We start from the raw sequence: 16,913 nt of genomic DNA, 5'->3' as shown, positions 1-16,913 counted from the left end.
CGACGATCCGGGTCAGCGGCCGTCAGCTCCCTTCCGGTCGACGGGCCTGCCGGCGAAGACGAGCGGCGGCCGGAGGCTCCGTCCCCTCAACGGTAGCGCGACGGCGCGGGCGCGACGGACGACCCGCAGCTCGCGCCGGCGCAGGTCGACCGCCTCGAAGCGGCTGTCGGCGCTGTAGTGGTGGATGGCGCGCGCGTCGCCGAGGTCGGCGGGATCGAGCCGCGCCACCTCCCGCTCGGCGTAGTCGCTCCGCGTCAGCGTCTCGATCGCGCGGAACGAGAGCGCGCCGCCGTAGCGTCGGCTTCCGTCCTGCCCCGGCCGCACGAGCCGCTCGCCCCACCGCTGCACCGGTCCGGCCGGCCGCGCGCCGCGGACGTCGGCGACGACCGGGTTGCGCGGATGCGGGCGCCACGGGCCGGAGAGCCGCTCCGACCACCACAGGTGCAGCTCGTCGAGCGAGCTCGCGCCGCGCGCCGCGACGCCGGCGAACAGCCACAGCAGGCCGTCGTGGACGAGCAGCGTCGGGTCGGTCGCGTCGACGTCGTCGAGCAGGACCGCCGCGCGCTCCCAGGCGTACGGGAAGGCGGTGGCGCGATAGAGCTCGACGCGGCGGGCGGCGGAGGTCTCGGGCAGCATCCACAGCTCGCCGCCGTAGGCGAAGACGAACGGGTAGGAGAGGTGGTGCGGCGCCGCGAGCACCGGCGTCGGCGGCTCCGCGGGGCGCCCGTCCGAGCGCAGCTCCGTGTGGGAGATGACGCCGCGCGCGGCGCCGGCCGGGACCTCCTCGCAGAAGAGGTGATGGCGCCCGTCGCGCTCGAACAGGAACGGGTCGGCGTAGACCGGCGAGTCGCCCCAGCAGACCAGCCCGTCGCCCGCGGCCGCCCAGCCGGCCGTCGGCTCCGGCCCCCGCTCGCGCAGGCGGATCGACCACGGCCGCACGCACAGCAGCCGCGTCGCGGGTCCGCGCAGCCACGCGCCGAGCGTCGCCGGGACGATCGGCGGCGGGGCGGGCGCGGCGTCGCTCGGCGGGGGCGAATCGGGCGGCGTGGACGACACGGGCGGCGGCGCGGACGCGCGCGAACCCGGCGCGCCGGCGCGCGCCGCGCCGACGCCGGAGGCGCGCGCCGGCGCCCGCTCGGCGCCGCGGGCGGCTACGGCGGCCAGCTTCCACAGCAGCAGATCGCGGGTGAGCGTCGCCGAGAACGGTCGCAGCCCCGAGACCGTCACCTCGACGACCTCGTCCGTCCCGTCGGCCCGCCGCAGCAGCAGCTCGCTGTCGAGCACCGCCGCGCCGTCTCCAAGCGCCCGCCGCACGGCCTCCTCCGCCGGCTCGATCCGGCCGCCGTGGCGGAACAGCAGGGTCGCGGCGCCGTCAGGCGGCGCGGTCCGCTCGGCCAGCCACACGGTCAGCTCGGCCTCGCCGCCGTCGCGCGCCGCGACGCGCACCGGCGCGAGCGCCTCCTCGCCCGCGCCGAAGAGCCGCTGCTCGACGCGGTCGCGCAGCCGCACGGCGGCGGGCAGGCGGCAGGGGCCGAGCGGGCGGACCGTCGCGACGGTCAGCCGCGGGGAGCGATCGAGCAGCTCCAGCGCGCGCGCCTGCCAGGCCGGCGTCGGAGGGCCGTCGAGCACGACGACGAGCGAACGCCTCGGCATCGGCCGAGCATCGCAGATCGCGACCGAATCGACCAGAAAAACGGACCGTGCACCCTCCGTCGAGACGGGTTCCCGAGCGCGCCTCTGCCGATCGACTCCGGCCAGGCACTCCCGCTACGCATGACGAGGACCGTTTAAGGCTGCTTCCTTCCGGACCTGACCTGGTTCGCGGGTCGTCATCGCGCGGGACCTGACCATCAACGCCTCCGTACAGCACGCTGGCCTCGAGAGCCGGCGACCCTTGGGAGGGAATTCAGCCCTGCTAGAGCGGATTGCAGGTTCAGGGCACCGCTACCTCCCCGCCTAGCACGGTCCGTCGGCAATCATAGCGGCGCCAACTCGGCACCGCTTGTCCCCTTCCGACACGACGTCGCACCACTTCGCGGACGATCGCGGGTAGGCTCTCCGCGATGGCGCTCCGCTGCGAGATCGCGACGACCGGCGAGCAGCTCGAAGCGCTCGTGCCGGCGTGGGACGAGCTGGCGGAGGCGACGGGCGCACCGGCGACCCTTGGCGGCTGGCACGCCGCCTGGTGGCGACGGCTCGCGCCGCCCGGCGCCGCGCTGCGGATCGTCGCCGTCCGCGAGGGCCGCAAGCTCGTCGGCCTTGCGCCGTTCCTCGCGCTGCGCGCACGCGGCGGCCAGCCGCAGCTGCGCCTGCTCGGGGCCCCGGCGACCCACCGCGTCGCGCCGCTGGCGCTGCCCGAGCACGCCGACGCCGTCGCGTCGCTCACCGCCGCCGCGCTCGCCGGCCTGCGCCCGGCCGCCGGCTACGTCGCCTTCGACGCCACCGACGCCGGCGACGGCGGCCTCGCGCGGCTGCGCGCCGGCTGGCCCGGACGCCGCCCGCCGTGGCTGCTGGCGCAGAAGCGGGCGCCCGCGCCGGTGATGGAGCTGTCCGACGACGACTTCGACGCCTGGCTGATGCGCAAGAGCAAGAACTTCCGCAAGCAGGTGCGCCGCTTCCGGCGCAAGCTCGGCGAGGCCGACGGCGTCGTGCGGATGACCCGCACCGCGGACGAGCTCGACCGCGACGTCGACGCCTTCGTCCGCCTCCACCACGCGCGCTGGCGGGGGCGCGGCGGCTCGTCGGTCGACCCGCGCGTCGGCGAGCTGCTGCGCGACGCCGGCCGCGCGCTCCTGCCCTCCGAGCGCTTCCGGCTGTGGACGATCGAGGTCGACGGCAGGGCGATCAGCTCGCAGCTGTTCCTCGCCGCAGGCGGCCGGGCGCTGTCGTGGAACGGCGGCTTCGACCCCGACGCGACCGACCTGCAGCCGTCGCTGCTGGGAATCCTCGCGGGCGTCGAGGACTGCTTCCGGCGGGGCGAGCGGTCGATCGACCTCGGCGGCGGTGCCCACGACTACAAGCTGCGCCTCGCCGACGCCGACCGACCGCTCGTCTGGGCCGGGCTGGTCCCGCGCGACCGCCGCTACCCGCTCAACCGCGCGCTGCTGCTGCCCCGCCAGCTCGGCGGGCTCGCGCGCGACGGGCTCGAGCGGCTGCCGGACGAGCGGCGGGCGCAGGTGCGCGGCGCGCTCGCCCGCCTGCGGCGCGGCGCCGACGCGCCGGCGCCGGCCGACTGACGGCGGCCGCGCTCGCCGCGAGCCGCCGTCGACGCGCCGGCGGACGCCGCATGCTCAGCCGGCGGCCGCCTGCTCGAGCGCGCCGGCGTCGAGCACGTGCGGGCCCATCCACCACTCGCCGTCCATCCGCGTCAGCAGCCCTCTGCCGAAGCCGACGGCGGCGAGCAGCTCGTCGTCGCCGCTGTGCAGCAGCGCCCACGCGGCGCGGCGGAAGATGCAGCGGCGCTCGACCAGCTCCGGGTAGAGCCACGGGTCGACCCGTCCGGAGACGGCGACGGCGCCGCGCGCGCCGGCGTCGTGCACGAGCGCGTCGAGCACCGGCCCGACGTCGCCGCGGCCGGCGACGACCTGCAGCGCCTGGGCGACACCGCCGGCGGGCACGTAGGCGACGTACCAGCCGAGCGGCCGGTCGTCGGCCGCGCGCACCAGCCGCCGCACCAGCTCGCCGCGCGCCGTCACGCGCTCCATCTGCCGGAACAGCCACGTCAGCGCCGCGGCGTCGTAGGCCGGGCGCAGCGGGAACGAGCGCTTCAGCCGCTCGAGCAGCTCCAGCAGCGCGTCGGCGCTCAGCGGCTGCGAGCGCGCCGCGGGCGCGGCCGGCCGCAGCGGACGCCCGACGAGCTCGTCGACCGCCGACCAGACGCCGGCCGCCGGCGCCTGCCCGGCCGGGTTGCCGTCGCGCCCCCGCCGCTTGCGCGCGATCCCGGCGGCGTAGCCGGCCGGACCGATCACGCGCGTCCAGCTGAGCGAGGCGATCGCGTTCGTGACGCCGCCGAGCCGCTCCCACATCGCGCGCACCTCGTCGGTCGCGCCGTCGGTCAGCGTCAGCGCCTGCGGGCCGTTCATGTACGCGCGCATCAGCAGCGCCCCGACGCCGCGCGAGCGCACCTCGGGATGGGCGACGAGCTGGCCGCTGCAGGCGAGCCGCACCGTCCGCTCGCCGAGCGCGAACCGCCGCGGGTAGGAGGCGATGAAGCCGACGACGCCGAGCCGCGGGTCGTCGTAGACGAGCGACGGCAGCTCCGGGTCGGCGAACGGCTGGTCGAGCACCGTCTGCTCGAAGTAGCCGGCGAGCCCCGCCGGCGGCTGCTCGGTGCCCGAGCGGATCACCAGCTCGTAGAGGCGCGCGACGGCCGGCAGGTCGTCGCGCTCCAGCGGGCGGATCGGCGTCATGCTGCGCTCCCCTCGGCCTCCGGCCGATGCTCGGCGACGAACGCGGCGATCCGCTCGACCGTCCGGAACCGCTCGACGTCGAAGTCGTCGAGCGGCAGCTGGAAGCCGAATTCCCGCTCCAGCTCGGTGATCAGCGTGACGAGCGCGAGCGAGTCGAGCAGGCCGGTCTCGATCAGGTCGGTGTCGACTGCCGGGACGTCGACCTGGATCGCCTCGCGGATCAGGTCGCCGACGATCGGCTCCAGCGCCTGGGGGCCGCTCATCGCGACCGCTCCCGGCCGCCGGCGCGCGCCGCCCGCGCCGCTGCCTGCTCGGCCTGCTGCGCGACGAACCGCTCGCGCAGCGCCGGCCGGTCGATCTTGCCGTTCTGGTTCTTCGGCAGCACGTCGAGCGCCAGCCAGCGCGCCGGCAGCATGTACGACGGCAGCGCGCTGGCGAGCGCGCCGCGCAGCTGCGGCGGCCCCAGCCCGTCGGAGCCCACGTACGCCGCGCAGATCGCCGTGCCCTCGAAGCCGCCGGCGTCGACGCCGACGATCGCGCACTCGCGCACGCCCGCGACGGCGTTCAGCGCGCTCTCGATCTCGCCCAGCTCGATCCGGTAGCCGCGGCTCTTGATCTGCGAGTCGGCGCGGCCGAGGAAGTGGACGACCCCGTCGTCGTCGACGCGGGCGAGATCGCCGGTGCGGTAGATCCGCCCCTCGCCGCCGGGCGTGCGCGGGTCGGGCAGGAAGGCGGCGCGCGTCTTCTCCTCGTCGCGCCAGTAGCCGGGGCTGAGGCCGACGCCGGCGATGTAGAGGTCGCCGATCTCGCCGGGCGGGACGGGCGCCAGCCGCTCGTCGAGCACGAGCAGCTCCTCGCCGTCGCAGGCGACGCCGATCGGGACCGGCAGCGTCTCGTCGGCCGGGATCGACGGCAGCGTGTGGTGGCTGCTGGCGATCGTCGCCTCGGTCGGGCCGTAGAGGTTGGTGAAGCGGACGTGCGGCAGCTTCCGCATCCAGTGGCAGAGGACCGGCGTCGGCAGCACCTCGCCGCACCACAGCAGCCGCTCGAGCGCCGGGAAGTCGTCCTGCTCGACGGCGTCGAACTTCGCCATGTAGGTCAGCACCGACGGGACCGAGAACCACTGCGTCAGCTCGCGCTCGCGGATGAAGCGCGCGAGCGCGCGCGGGTCGACGCTCAGCGACGGCGGCACGAGGTGCAGCTCGGCGCCGGCCGCGAAGGTCGCGTAGATGTCGAAGGTCGACAGGTCGAAGTGGAGCGGCGGATGGCCGGAGATGCGGTCGGAGGGCTTGGTGCCGAACTCGCGCACCGCCCAGTCGACGAAGGCGAGCACCATCGCGTGCGTGATGACGACGCCCTTCGGCGCGCCGGTCGAGCCGGAGGTGAACAGCAGGTGGGCCGGCTCGCTCGGGTCGACGCGGACGCCCGGCGCGACGGCCGCCGGGCTGTCCCAGTCGCCGCGCGCGAAGACGCCGAGCGGCGCGCCGTCGGCGCCGACGATCCGATCGGCCTCGACCGAGCCGACCGGCGGCAGCGCCAGCTCCCCGGCGAGCCCCTCCAGCCGCCCGGCCGCCTCCGGGACCGCCAGCAGCATGCTCGGCTCGGCCGCGGAGACGATCCGCGCGAGCCGCTGCGGCGGGCTCTCGGCGTCGAGCGGCACGTAGGCGGCGCCGGCCTTGAGCACGGCGTGCATCGCGACGATCGCGGACGGCCGCTTCGGGATCAGCAGCCCGACGCGGTCGCCGCGCGCGACGCCGCGGTCGGCGAGCTGGGCGGCGAGGCGGTCGCTGAGCGTCTCGAGCTCGGCGTAGGCGAGGCGCTCGTCGCCCATCGCGAGCGCGACCGCCTCCCCGCGCGCCTCGGCGGCGCGCGCCGCGTGGTCCTGGAGCAGCATCTCAGCTCCTTTCCCTGGCCTGCGCGAGCGCGAGCACGTGCTCGATCTGCTCCAGCTCCTCGCGCGAGGGCGGGATGTCGAGGATGATCGTGCTCGCGCCGATCGCGCGGTAGCCGGCGACGAGGTCGGCGACGGTCCCGTGGTCGCCGACGAGGTAGGGGCAGAAGGTTCTGTAGTTCTGGAACGGGCCGAGCCAGTAGGGGCTGCGTCTTGCGCCGTCGCCGTCGAGCCGCTGCGACAGCTGCTTGTGCCAGTGGGAGTCGGAGACCTGCATCGCCAGCTTCTGCGTGATCTGGCCGGCGCGATCCTCCGGGAAGCGCTCGAGCGCGACCCGCCACGCCTCCTCCTCGCTGTCGCGCGCGACGATCCCGATCCGCACGCCGAACTCGCGCCCGTCGGACGGCTCCTCCTCGCCGGGCGGGTGCGGATACTTGACCGGCGTCGCGTCGAGCGCCTCGGCCGCCGCCAGCCCCGCCGGGGAGGAGCCCGAGACGAGCACGCCCGGCATCAGCTCGGGCGGCAGCGGCGGCGTCAGCTTGAGGTTGGAGACGTGGTAATAGGCGCCGTCGAGCGAGACCGGCCGCTCGCCGCGCAGCAGCTCCAGCACGATCCGCGTGTACTCGGTCGTGCGCGCGTAGCGCTCGTCGTGGGGCGTCTCGTCGCCGAGCGCGACGAGGTCGTTCTTGAAGCCGCCCGCGAGCATGTTGAGCCACACCCTGCGGTTGTGCAGGTAGGCCAGCGACGTGACCATCTTCGCGACGCTGTAGGGGTGCATGTAGACCGGCTGCACGGCGACGAGCGGGCAGAGCCGCTCGGTGCTCTGGAGGATCAGCTGCGAGACGAGCCACGGATCGACGATGCCGTTGTCGGTGTAGACGAGGATCCCCTCGCAGCCGGCCTCCTCGCTCCAGCGCGCCACGTCGGCGACGCGCCGCGCGTACTCCTCCGGGCCGAGGTCCTTCGACTGCGGGGTCGTCGAGAAGACGCGCAGCGCCGCGTCCCCTCTCGTGCCGGAGTTCGTCCCAAGCGTGCTCACGGGAGCCCAACCTCCTCGCTCGTGCGGTCAACCGATCGGTGGTCCTCGACGGCGAAGCGCCGCCCGGCCGGCAGCGCTTCCGCCGGCGCGGCGCGCTCGCCGTCGCGTCGCAGTCGCTGCACCAGCACCCACTCGTCGGCGGCGGCGACGGGGACGCCGTCGTCGCGCGCGGCGCCGATCGTCCCGGGCGGCGCGTCGGCCCGCTCGCCGCTGCGCGCCGCGCCGACGACCTCGAGCTCGACGCCGTCGAGCGTCGCGCGGGGACGCCCCCACGGCGACGGGAACGGCGCGTAGTCGCTCGCGCGCACGAAGTCGACGACGGCGCGGGCCGGCAGCCCCCACGGCACCCGCCCCTCGTAGGGCGCCTCCCGCCCGTGCCAGCGGCGGCGTGCGAGGTCCTGCTCGCGCGCCGGGATCGCGTCGGCGCCGCGGCGGGCGTCGGCGAGCAGCCGCTCCAGCAGCGGGATCCCGTGCCGGACGCAGTTGGCGCTGACGCGCAGGCCGGTGTCCGAGGGGGCGACGTCGAACCACGCCTCGTAGGCGATCGGGCCGGTGTCGACGCCGGCCATCATCCAGTGGAGGGTGACCGCGTGGCGGTCGCGCCCCGCGCAGATCGCCCAGCTCGGGGCGTTGAGGCCGGCGAGCTCCGGCAGCGGGCCCGGATGGAGGTTGAAGCTGCCGATCCGCGGCGCGGCGGCGACGGCGGCGTCGGCGATCTCGAGCGAGTGGACGTTCAGCAGCAGGTCGACGCCGGCCTCCTCGATCCAGCCGGCGAAGTCGGGCGAGCGGACAAGCCGCGGATCGCGCAGCGGCAGCCCGAGCCGCGCGGCCGCGCCGGCGACGGAGGCGCCGCGACGGTCGTCCTGCGAGGTCAGCACCGCCGCGATCCGCACGTCGTCGCGGCCCCCGACGCATCGCAACGCCTGAACGCCTGCGGCCTCCTCTGCCACGATCAGGACGATCATCCGACCCGATCCTAGACGAACGGCTGCCGCCAGAGAAGAGCGCCGATGCGCCCGCCGTGCCGGCGGATGGCCGGGACGCCGACGCGCGCGGAGGAGCTCAGGCGGCGGCGAGCGTCGCGAGCGTGTCGCGCACGCCCACGGCGAGGTCGATCCGCGGCTCCCAGCCGAGCAGCTCCGCAGCACGGGCCGCGTCGAGGCAGCTGCGCCTGACCTCGCCAGGCCGCGGCGGCTCGAAGCGCGGCTCGAACGGGTCGTCGCCGCCGAGCTGCGCGAAGACATCGACGAGGTCGAGCACCGTCGTCTCGACGCCGCTGCCGACGTTCGCCACGCCGGTCGCCTCGCGCTCGGCGGCCAGCAGGTTGGCGCGCACGACGTCGTCGACGTGGAGGTAGTCGCGCGTCTGCAGGCCGTCGCCGTAGACGACCGGCGCCTCGCCGGCAAGCCGCCGGCCGCTGAAGATCGCCACCACGCCGCCCTCGCCGAGCGGGTCCTGCCGGGGGCCGTAGACGTTGCTGTAGCGGAGCGCGATCGTCGAGAGGCCGTGGAGCTGCTCGTAGAGCGCGCAGTAGCCCTCGGCCGCGTGCTTGGCGCGGCCGTAGGGCGAGATCGCGCGGACCGGCGCCTCCTCCGGCGTCGGGACGACGTCGGCCTCGCCGTAGATCGCCCCGCCGGTCGAGGAGAAGACCAGCCGCCGCGCGCCCGCGGCATGGGCGGCGGCGAGCACGTTGACCGTCCCCTCGACGTTGATGCGCGCGTCGCGCGCCGGGTCGGCGACCGAGCGGCGGACGTCGATCTGGGCGGCGAGGTGGAAGACGACCTCCGGGCGCGCCGCGGCGAAGGCGGCTGTGACCGCCTCGCCGTCGACGACGTCGGCCTCGATCAGCCGGGCCCCGCGCGCGAGCGCGTCGTCGAGGTTCGCGCGGCGGCCGGTCGAGAGGTCGTCGAGCACGGTCACGTCGGCGCCGCGCGCCTGGAGCGCGTCGACGAGATTCGACCCGATGAAGCCGGCACCGCCGGTGACGAGCGCGCGCACGGCGGACACCCTACCGGCGCGTGCCGGGACCCGCCCTACAGCAGCACCGCCGCGCCGGCGAGCGCGCCGCGCCGCGTGACGCCCCGCAGGTCGAGCACCTGGCGCGCGCGCTCGAGCGCGAGGCCGTGGTCGACGCCGGGGTGGGCGGTGACGATCACCGCCAGGTCGGCGTCGTCGAGCAGCTCGCCGAGCGGCTGCGAGACGAGCCCGGCGTGCTCGAGCTCGGGCACGTGCGGGTCGTGGTACCCGAGCCGTGCGCCGCGCCGCAGCAGCAGGTCGATCAGCTTCAGCGCCGGCGACTCGCGCACGTCGCCGATCCCCGGCTTGTAGCTGACGCCAAGGATCGCGATCCGGGCGCCGTTGACCGCTCTGCCGTCGTCGTTGAGGATCCGCTCGACCCGTTCGAGGCAGTGGTAGGGCATCGCCTGGTTGATCTTGCCGGCCAGCTCGATGAACTCGGTCTGGAAGTCGAACTCGCGCGCCCTCCACGTCAGGTAGAAGGGATCGACCGGCAGGCAGTGGCCGCCCATCCCGGGCCCGGGGTCGAAGCGCATGAAGCCGTACGGCTTGGTCGCGGCGGCGTCGATCACCTCCCAGACGTCGATGCCCATCCTGTCGGTGAGGATCGCCAGCTCGTTGACGAGCGCGATGTTGACCGAGCGGAAGATGTTCTCCAGCAGCTTCGCCAGCTCGGCCGCCTCCGGCGAGGAGACCTCGACGAGCTCGTCGCAGACCAGCTCGTAGACGGCGCGCGTCCGCGCCGCGCAGCCCGGCGTCAGCCCGCCGAGCACCTTCGGCGTCGTCCGCAGCGTGTGGTCGGTGCGGCCGGGGTCGACCCGCTCGGGCGAGAAGGCGAGATGGAAGTCGCGCCCGGCGACCAGCCCCGAGCCCTCCTCGAGCAGCGGGCGCAGATGGTCGCGCGTGGTACCGGGGAAGGTCGTCGACTCCAGCACCACGAGCTGGCCGGGGCGCAGCACGGGCGCGAGCGCCGCGCCGGCGGCGCGCAGCGCGCCGAGGTCGGGCTCGCGGTTGGGCGTCAGCGGCGTCGGGACGCAGATCAGGACCGCGTCCGCCGCGGTCAGCTCGCCGTAGTCGGTCGTCGCCGCGATCGCATCGCCGACGGCGGCGAGCCGCGCGGAGGGGACGTCCTCGATCTCCGACAGGCCCGCGGCGACGGCCGCCACCCGCACCGTGCTCGCGTCGACCGCGATCACCCGCTCCCCGGCCTCCGCGAAGGCGACCGCCAGCGGCAGCCCGACGTAGCCCAGCCCGACGACTCCGATCGTCATGCGCTCATCCCTCCGTCTTCGCAGGCCCGCGCCACACGCCGCGACCACGCCAACACACCGCGTAATGGTAGGTGATCGACCGTCGCCCGGGGTGCTTTCTGTCGGCGTCCGGCGTACGATTTCGGGATGAAGGTCGTGCCGGTCGCGCCGCCATGGAGGGCGGTTCATGCCCCAGCAGCCCGCTGCCGATAGATCATCCGTGAGCCAATTGCGCATCCTCGAAGTGGCCGAGTCGCTCGGCTCGGGGGTCCTCGGCGTCGTCACGCCGCTGTCGCAGCGGCTCGCCGCCGCCGGCCACGCCGTCGCGCTCGCGTACGGCGAGCGGCCGGAGACCCCGCCCGACGTCGAGGCGGTCGTCGGGCCGGGGATCGAGCTGTTCGCGCTGCCGTGGCGCCGGCGCACGCCGCGCGAGCACGTCGCGGCCGCGCGGATGCTGCGCCAGGTCGTCGACGACTGGAGACCGGACGTCGTCCACCTCCACTCGTCGTTCACCGGCGTCGTCGGGGTGCTCTCCGTCGGCGACCGCGCGCCGATCGTCTACACCCCGCACGGCTACTCGTTCGCCCGCTCCTCCGACGCGCGCGCCAAGCGCCGCCTGTACGCCGCGATAGAGCGGTTCGTCGCGCGGCGCGCGACGCTCGTCGGCGCCGTCTCCGAGAGCGAGGCCGCCCAGGCCCGCGACGTCGCCCGAGCGCCGCGCGTGGCGGTCGTCGCCAACGGCATCCCGGCGCTCGACGCCCCGGGCCCGGCTCCCGACCGCGAGCGGCCGCGCGTCGTCGCGATGGGCCGCGCCGACGCCTCGCGCCAGCCCGACGCGGCCGGCCGCATCCTCGCGCGCCTGACGGACGTCGCCGACGTGCGCTGGATCGGCGGAGGCACCGACAGCGACGCGGGCCTGCGCGCGCTCGCCGCCCACGGCGTTCCGGCGACCGGCTGGCTGTCGCACGCCGACGCCGCGGCGGAGCTGGCCGCGGCGACCGCGCTGCTGCACTGGTCGGCGTGGGACGCGCAGCCGCTCGCCGTGCTCGAGGCGCTGGCCGCCGACGTCGTCGTCGTCGCCTCCGACATCCCGGCCAACCGCGAGATCGTCGGGGCGCGTCAGGTCTGCAGCGCAGAGGAGGACGCGGTCGCGCTGCTGCGCGGCGTCCTGCTCGATCCGGCGCTGCGCGAGCGCATGCTGGAGCGGCAGCGGGAGCGCCGCGGGCGCTTCTCCGCCGACCGCATGGCGCGCGACTGGGAGGCGATCTACGTCCGGCTCGCCGGCGCGGCCGCCGCCGATTCCCGCGAGGAGACGGGCGAGCTCGTCGCCCACTGACCCTAGACTTCGCCGACCGATGCAATTCCGAGAGTTCCTCGCCGTCGTCTGGAAGCGGCGCCTGGTCGTCACCCTGCTCTTCGTCGTCTGCGTCGGGCTCGCCTCCGCGTTCGCCTTCTCGCAGCCGAAGCGCTACGAGTCGACCGCGACGATCGCCTTCACGCCCAGCCCGAGACAGGGCCAGAACTACCTGCCGTCGGACAACCTCTCGGCGCTGCTGTCGACCTACGCGACGATCGCGACCTCCGAGCGGGTCGAGAGAGCGGCCGAGCTGCTCTACGGCGGGCCGCTCCCGGGCGAGGTCAGCACCTCGACCGCGGCCGGCAGCGGCATCCTCGACATCATCGCCAAGGACACCTCGCCCGAGGGCGCCGCGGAGACGGCGACCGCGACGGCGAGAGCGTTCATCGCCTCGCTCGACGACAACGACCTGCTCGTCGCGTCGATCGTCAACGAGCCCGCTCCCTCCTCGACGCCGCTGCAGCCGCGGCCGCCGCTGATCATCACGCTCGCCGCGGTGCTCGCCGCGATCGCGGCCGTCCTGCTCGCGCTGCTGCTGGAGACCTTCCGCGCGACGATCGACTCCTCGCGCGACCTCGCCGAGGTGACCGAGACGCCGGTGATCGGGCGGATCGAGCGCAGCCGCGCGCTCCACCGCGGCCGCACGACGATCGTCTGGGAGGACCCGCGGCTCGACAGGCTCCAAGAGGAGTTCCGCGCGCTGCGGACCAACATCGAGCTGCTGCTCGACGAGAAGGCGTCGATCATCCAGGTCACCAGCGCCGAGCAGGGGCAGGGCAAGTCGACGGTCGTCGCGAACCTCGGCATCGCCTTCAGCCAGCTCGGGATACCGACCGTGATCGTCGACGCCGACCTGCGGCGCCCGCGCCAGCACGACGTCTTCGGCGTCGCCAACGAGGTCGGCGTCTCGACGCTGCTGCTCGTCTCCGACACCGATCCCGCCGAGGTGCTGCAGGAGACCGACTACGAAGGCCTCTCCGTCCTGCCGAGCGGTCCGGCGCTGCCGAACGCGACGGAGATGCTGCACGTGCGCTTCCGCCACGTGATCCGGGAGCTGCAGGCGAGCGGGGCGCTGGTGCTGATCGACTCGCCGCCGGTGCTGCCGGTCAGCGACGCGCGCCTGATCGCGCCGCACGTCGACGGGACGCTGTTCGTGATCGCCGCGCACAGAACGCGCGCCTCGACCGTCGGCGCCGCGCTCGAGAAGCTGCGCTTCGCGAACGGCCGCGTGATCGGGACGGTCCTCAACTTCACCGACGACGACGAGCCCGGCGACGCCGGCTACGCCTCGACCCGGGCCGCTTCCGGGCCGGTCTACGCACCCTGAGCATGCGCCTCGGCACGCTGCAGCGCGATCGCGGAGCAGCCGTCGCCGCGGTGGCGATCGGCGCGCTGCTGGCGGCGGCCGCGGCGTTCGCGCCGCTGGCGGCCGCGCTCGGACTGCTGATGGTCGTCGGCTTCGTCGTCGTCGTGACCCGCGCCGACCTCGTGCTGCTGGTGATGGTCGCGGCGCTGCCGTGGGAGAACATGCTCGGCTTCCCGAGCGAGACGCTGTCGATCACGAAGGCGCTCGGCGCGGTGCTCGTGCTCGCGTACGTCCTGCGGCTGATCGGCAACCGCGGCACCGTCATCCGGATGGAGCCGCTGCTGCTGATCGTGACGCTGCTCGGGCTGTGGGTCGGTCTGTCGCTCGTCGTCGCGCCCAACCCGGCCGAGTCGATCGCCGGGTCGCTGCGCTACGCGCTCTTCTTCGTCTTCTTCTTCCTGCTCGTCCAGCTCGTCGACGACCGTGAGGCGCTGCGCCGGGTGCTGCGCTGGTTCACGGCGTCGGTCGCGCTCGCCGCGCTGTACGCGCTGTGGCTGTTCCTCGTCACGCGCACCGACTACCGCGTCGCGGGCCCGGTCGAGGACCCCAACGACTTCGCCTTCCTGCTCGGCTCGACGCTGCCGCTCGCGGCGTACCTGATCGGCAGGGACCGGCTGCGCCGCCCCCTCTGGATCGCCGCCTTCGTCGTGATCGCCGCCGCGATGCTGGCGACCTTCTCGCGCGGCGCGCTCGTCGGCGTCGGCGTCGTCGCGCTGTGGGGCGTCTGCACGCGCCGCGTGCCGCTGTGGGTACTCGGCGCCGCGCTCGCGGCCGGTCTGACCGTGCTCGCGCTCGCCCTCACCGTCTGGCGGCCGCTGTTCGACGTCGCCTTCGGCCAGAAGCGCCACATCGCCGCCGCGAACACCTCGTCGCGGACGTCGCTGTGGGAGACGGCGCTCCTGCTGACCGCGGAGCGGCCGATCGTCGGCGTGGGGCCCGGCCGCTATCCGGTCGAAGCGCTGCCGCTGCTGCGCAACAACCCGATCGCGCTCGCGCATCCGGTCACGCACAACAGCTACCTGGAGACGCTGTCGGAGGGCGGCGTTCCGGCGCTGGGGCTGCTGATCGCGTTCCTGGCGGGCGCCTGGGGCCTGCTGCGGCGGGTCCAGAACCGGGCCGCAGCCGACGGAGACGCCGACGAACGGCGGCTCGCGACGGCGCTGCAGGCCGCGCTCCTGTTCGCCGTCGTCGCCGCGACCTTCATCAGCGTGCAGCTGTCGGCGCCGTTCTGGCTGTTCGGCGCGCTCGCCGTCGTGCTCGCCCGTCCCGCGGCCGCCTTCGAGCCGGCCGTCGCCGCGCGCCGTCCGCGGCGCGGATTCGGGCGCGCCTTCCCGTCGATCTCGGCACCTGCGGCATGAGAGTCGTCCTCGTCACCACGATCGAGCGCGGCGGCCCGATCGAGCAGGCGCTGCTGCTGGCGCGCGGGCTGGCGCGCCAGGGCGCGTCGGTGCTCGTCACCTGCGCGAACGTGCAGCTCGCCGAGCGGTTCGCCGTCGACGGCGTGCGGGCCGCGGTCGTGCCGCTGCGCCACCAGGGCGACGTCGCCGGCGCCGCGCGCGTCTGGCGGCTGGCGCGCGGCGCCGACGTGATCCACGCCCACGACCGCCGCGCCGGGCTGTGGACGCGGATCGGCCCGCGACCGCGTCGGCGCGGGCTGCGCGTCTACACCGCCCACGGCATTCCCGAGCCCTACCATCCCCCGCCGGTCGGCCCGGAGCGGCCGGGCTGGAAGGCGACGCTGCTCTACCGCGGCCTCGACGGCGGGCTCTGCCGGCGCGCCGACGCGATCGTCGTCCCCTCCCGGGCGGTCGCCGACGACCTCGTCGCGCGGCTCGGCTACCCGCGCCGGCTGCTGCACGTGATCCCCAACGGCATCGAGCTGCCGTCGCCGCGCGAGCACGACGGCGAGCTGATCGGCACCTTCTCGGTGCTCGAGCAGTTCAAGGGGATCGACGTCTTCCTGCGCGCCGTCGCGCGGCTTGCGCCGGAGCGCCCCGAATGGCGCTTCGCCTCCTTCGGCGTCGGCTCCGACGCCGAGCGGCTGCGGGCGCTCGCCGCCGAGCTGGGGATCGCCGAGCGGATCGAGTGGCCCGGCTTCGTGCCGGGGCCGCAGGCGCGCGCCCGCCTGCGCGTCTACGTCCTCTCGTCGTACTGGGAGAACGCGCCGATGGCGCTGCTGGAGGCGATGGCCGACGGCGTTCCGGTCGTCGCCACCGCGGTCGACGGCGTCCCCGAGATCGTCGACGAGACGACGGCGCGGATGGTCCCGTCCGGCGACCCGGCCGCGCTGGCGGCGGCGATCGAGCAGGCCGTCGGAGACCAGGCCGGGACGGCGGCGCGCGTCGCGGCGGCGCGCAGACGGGTCGAGGAGCGCTACACCGCCGAGCGCAACGCGGAGGCGATCGGCGCGCTTTACGAGCGGCTGCTGCGCGGGGAGGCGTCGCGATGAGGATCGTGCTGACGAGCCCCGCGATGGGCGTCGGCGGCGCCGAGCGCGTCGTCGCGCTGCTGGTGGCCGAGCTGGCCGCGCGCGGCCACGAGGTCGCGCTGATCGCGCCGCCGGGGATGCGCGACGCCGAGATCGCCGCCGTCCCGCACCTGCGCCTGCCGCTGACCGACGAAGGCCGCGGACCGCGCGGCGCCGCCCAGGCGACCTGGGAGCTGGCGCGCGCGATTCGCCGGCTGGCGCCCGACGTCGTCCACGCCCAGAACGTCAAGTCGGGCGCGGCCGCCGCGATCGCCGCCCGGCTCGCGCGGCCTGACGCGCCGCCGCCGGTGCTCGCGACCTTCCACGGCGTCCTTCCCGACGAGTACCGCACCGCCGCGCGGCTGCTGCGCCTGCCGCGGCACGTCGCCTGCGTCTCCTCCGACCTGCGGGACCAGATCACCGCCGCCGGGCTGGCGGCGGAGCGCACGAGCGTGATCCGCAACGCCGTCGACGTCGTCCCGCCGCTGACGGCGGCGCGCCGCGCGGCGCTCGACGAGGAGCTGGGCCTGCCCGCGGAGGCGCCGGTCGTCGCGATCGTCGGCCGGCTCGTCCCGCAGAAGGCCCACGGACGCTTCCTCGCCGCGGCGAGGTTGGTCTTGCAGCGCGAGCCGTCGACGCGCTTCCTCGTCGTCGGCGACGGCCCGCTGCGCGAGCGGCTCGAGCGGCAGGTGAAGGCCGACGGGCTGACCGGGCGGGTGCTGATGCTCGGCGCCCGCGACGACGCGCGCGACCTGATCGCGCGCGCCGACCTCGTCGTCTTCTCCTCCGAGTGGGAGGGGCTGTCGATCGCCGCGCTGGAGTCGCTCGCCGCCGGGACCCCGGTCGTCTCGACCGACGTCCAGGGGATGCGCGAGCTGCTCGCCGGCGGCGCCGGCGCGATCGTCGCGCTCGACGACGGGCGGGCGCTCGGCGAGCGGGTCGGCGAGCTGCTCGCGGCGCCGGACGAACGCGCGGCGATGGGCCGTGAGGGCGTCGCGCTGATCGCGCGGGAGTTCTCGCTCGACGGAATGGTCTCCGCCTACGAGGAGCGCTACCGCGCGCTGACCGCCTGATCGCGCGCCGGGCGCGCCGTCAGGCGACCCGCCGCGCGCCGATCG

14 protein-coding genes and 1 other RNA gene are annotated in these 16,913 nt (G+C 75.4%); 6 read left to right on the top strand and 9 right to left on the bottom strand.

What is annotated here, in order from left to right:
- Positions 1-12: 12 nt before the first annotated feature.
- Positions 13-1,653 carry a glucosamine inositolphosphorylceramide transferase family protein gene (locus BDZ31_RS06240; protein WP_183340025.1) on the bottom strand — a complete coding sequence of 547 codons (1,641 nt, stop codon included), beginning with the start codon at positions 1,651-1,653 and terminating at the stop codon, positions 13-15.
- Between the two features lie 45 nt (positions 1,654-1,698).
- Positions 1,699-1,965: signal recognition particle sRNA large type (ffs, locus tag BDZ31_RS06235), an RNA gene on the bottom strand.
- Between the two features lie 98 nt (positions 1,966-2,063).
- On the opposite strand from ffs, the gene BDZ31_RS06230 reads away from it, so the two are divergent.
- Positions 2,064-3,236, top strand: a complete 1,173-nt coding sequence (locus tag BDZ31_RS06230) for a GNAT family N-acetyltransferase (RefSeq protein WP_183340023.1) — start codon at positions 2,064-2,066, stop codon at positions 3,234-3,236.
- Positions 3,237-3,290: 54 nt separating this feature from the next.
- Here the strand turns inward: BDZ31_RS06230 and BDZ31_RS06225 are convergent, their stop codons facing one another.
- The 7 genes from BDZ31_RS06225 to BDZ31_RS06195 form a co-directional block, all read right to left on the bottom strand.
- Positions 3,291-4,409 carry a GNAT family N-acetyltransferase gene (locus tag BDZ31_RS06225; RefSeq protein WP_183340021.1) on the bottom strand — a complete coding sequence of 373 codons (1,119 nt, stop codon included), beginning with the start codon at positions 4,407-4,409 and terminating at the stop codon, positions 3,291-3,293.
- Positions 4,406-4,672, bottom strand: a complete 267-nt coding sequence (locus BDZ31_RS06220) for an acyl carrier protein (protein ID WP_183340019.1) — start codon at positions 4,670-4,672, stop codon at positions 4,406-4,408. Before BDZ31_RS06220 ends, BDZ31_RS06225 begins: the two co-directional genes overlap by 4 nt.
- On the bottom strand, positions 4,669-6,303 hold the full coding sequence (locus tag BDZ31_RS06215) for an amino acid adenylation domain-containing protein (protein WP_183340017.1): 1,635 nt from the start codon (positions 6,301-6,303) through the stop codon (positions 4,669-4,671). The genes BDZ31_RS06220 and BDZ31_RS06215 overlap by 4 nt, the downstream gene beginning before the upstream one ends.
- A 1-nt stretch (position 6,304) precedes the next feature.
- Positions 6,305-7,339: an LLM class flavin-dependent oxidoreductase gene (locus BDZ31_RS06210; RefSeq protein ID WP_183340015.1), complete on the bottom strand. Its 1,035-nt coding sequence runs from the start codon at positions 7,337-7,339 to the stop codon at positions 6,305-6,307.
- The gene (locus BDZ31_RS06205; protein WP_183340013.1) at positions 7,336-8,304 is read right to left on the bottom strand and encodes a methionyl-tRNA formyltransferase; all 969 of its coding nucleotides are present in this window, start codon (positions 8,302-8,304) and stop codon (positions 7,336-7,338) included. Before BDZ31_RS06205 ends, BDZ31_RS06210 begins: the two co-directional genes overlap by 4 nt.
- A 97-nt stretch (positions 8,305-8,401) precedes the next feature.
- Positions 8,402-9,337, bottom strand: a complete 936-nt coding sequence (locus BDZ31_RS06200; protein WP_183340011.1) for an NAD-dependent epimerase/dehydratase family protein — start codon at positions 9,335-9,337, stop codon at positions 8,402-8,404.
- Between the two features lie 35 nt (positions 9,338-9,372).
- The gene (locus BDZ31_RS06195) at positions 9,373-10,626 is read right to left on the bottom strand and encodes a nucleotide sugar dehydrogenase (protein WP_221242824.1); all 1,254 of its coding nucleotides are present in this window, start codon (positions 10,624-10,626) and stop codon (positions 9,373-9,375) included.
- A gap of 199 nt (positions 10,627-10,825) precedes the next feature.
- Here BDZ31_RS06195 and BDZ31_RS06190 point away from each other — a divergent pair, with 199 nt between their 5' ends.
- The 5 genes from BDZ31_RS06190 to BDZ31_RS06170 are packed head-to-tail and all read left to right on the top strand — an operon-like array spanning position 10,826 to position 16,868.
- Complete coding sequence (locus BDZ31_RS06190; RefSeq protein ID WP_183340007.1) at positions 10,826-11,941, top strand: glycosyltransferase; 1,116 nt, start codon at positions 10,826-10,828, stop codon at positions 11,939-11,941.
- A gap of 19 nt (positions 11,942-11,960) precedes the next feature.
- A complete protein-coding gene (locus tag BDZ31_RS06185; protein WP_183340005.1) occupies positions 11,961-13,289 on the top strand; it encodes a tyrosine-protein kinase domain-containing protein in 1,329 nt (442 codons plus the stop codon).
- A 2-nt stretch (positions 13,290-13,291) separates the two neighbouring features.
- Positions 13,292-14,686 carry an O-antigen ligase family protein gene (locus tag BDZ31_RS06180; protein ID WP_183340004.1) on the top strand — a complete coding sequence of 465 codons (1,395 nt, stop codon included), beginning with the start codon at positions 13,292-13,294 and terminating at the stop codon, positions 14,684-14,686.
- Entirely contained in the window at positions 14,683-15,777 is a 1,095-nt protein-coding gene (locus BDZ31_RS06175; RefSeq protein ID WP_183340002.1) for a glycosyltransferase, read from the top strand. The genes BDZ31_RS06180 and BDZ31_RS06175 overlap by 4 nt, the downstream gene beginning before the upstream one ends.
- Positions 15,774-16,868, top strand: a complete 1,095-nt coding sequence (locus tag BDZ31_RS06170; protein WP_183340000.1) for a glycosyltransferase — start codon at positions 15,774-15,776, stop codon at positions 16,866-16,868. The genes BDZ31_RS06175 and BDZ31_RS06170 overlap by 4 nt, the downstream gene beginning before the upstream one ends.
- Positions 16,869-16,913 lie beyond the last annotated feature (45 nt).

Origin of the sequence: Conexibacter arvalis (assembly GCF_014199525.1) — a bacterium.
In the GTDB taxonomy this organism is placed as follows: Bacteria; Actinomycetota; Thermoleophilia; order Solirubrobacterales; family Solirubrobacteraceae; genus Conexibacter; species Conexibacter arvalis.
Note: the sequence above shows the minus strand (reverse complement) of the source record. Positions and strands in the feature narration are given on the sequence as shown.

Coding starts and splice junctions, on each gene's coding strand:
- BDZ31_RS06240 (WP_183340025.1), bottom strand. CDS start 1,653: ATGCCGAGGCGTTCGCTCGTCGTCGTGCTCGACGGCCCTCCGACGCCG.
- BDZ31_RS06230 (WP_183340023.1), top strand. CDS start 2,064: ATGGCGCTCCGCTGCGAGATCGCGACGACCGGCGAGCAGCTCGAAGCG.
- BDZ31_RS06225 (WP_183340021.1), bottom strand. CDS start 4,409: ATGACGCCGATCCGCCCGCTGGAGCGCGACGACCTGCCGGCCGTCGCG.
- BDZ31_RS06220 (WP_183340019.1), bottom strand. CDS start 4,672: ATGAGCGGCCCCCAGGCGCTGGAGCCGATCGTCGGCGACCTGATCCGC.
- BDZ31_RS06215 (WP_183340017.1), bottom strand. CDS start 6,303: ATGCTGCTCCAGGACCACGCGGCGCGCGCCGCCGAGGCGCGCGGGGAG.
- BDZ31_RS06205 (WP_183340013.1), bottom strand. CDS start 8,304: ATGATCGTCCTGATCGTGGCAGAGGAGGCCGCAGGCGTTCAGGCGTTG.
- BDZ31_RS06195 (WP_221242824.1), bottom strand. CDS start 10,626: ATGACGATCGGAGTCGTCGGGCTGGGCTACGTCGGGCTGCCGCTGGCG.
- BDZ31_RS06185 (WP_183340005.1), top strand. CDS start 11,961: ATGCAATTCCGAGAGTTCCTCGCCGTCGTCTGGAAGCGGCGCCTGGTC.
- BDZ31_RS06180 (WP_183340004.1), top strand. CDS start 13,292: ATGCGCCTCGGCACGCTGCAGCGCGATCGCGGAGCAGCCGTCGCCGCG.
- BDZ31_RS06175 (WP_183340002.1), top strand. CDS start 14,683: ATGAGAGTCGTCCTCGTCACCACGATCGAGCGCGGCGGCCCGATCGAG.
- BDZ31_RS06170 (WP_183340000.1), top strand. CDS start 15,774: ATGAGGATCGTGCTGACGAGCCCCGCGATGGGCGTCGGCGGCGCCGAG.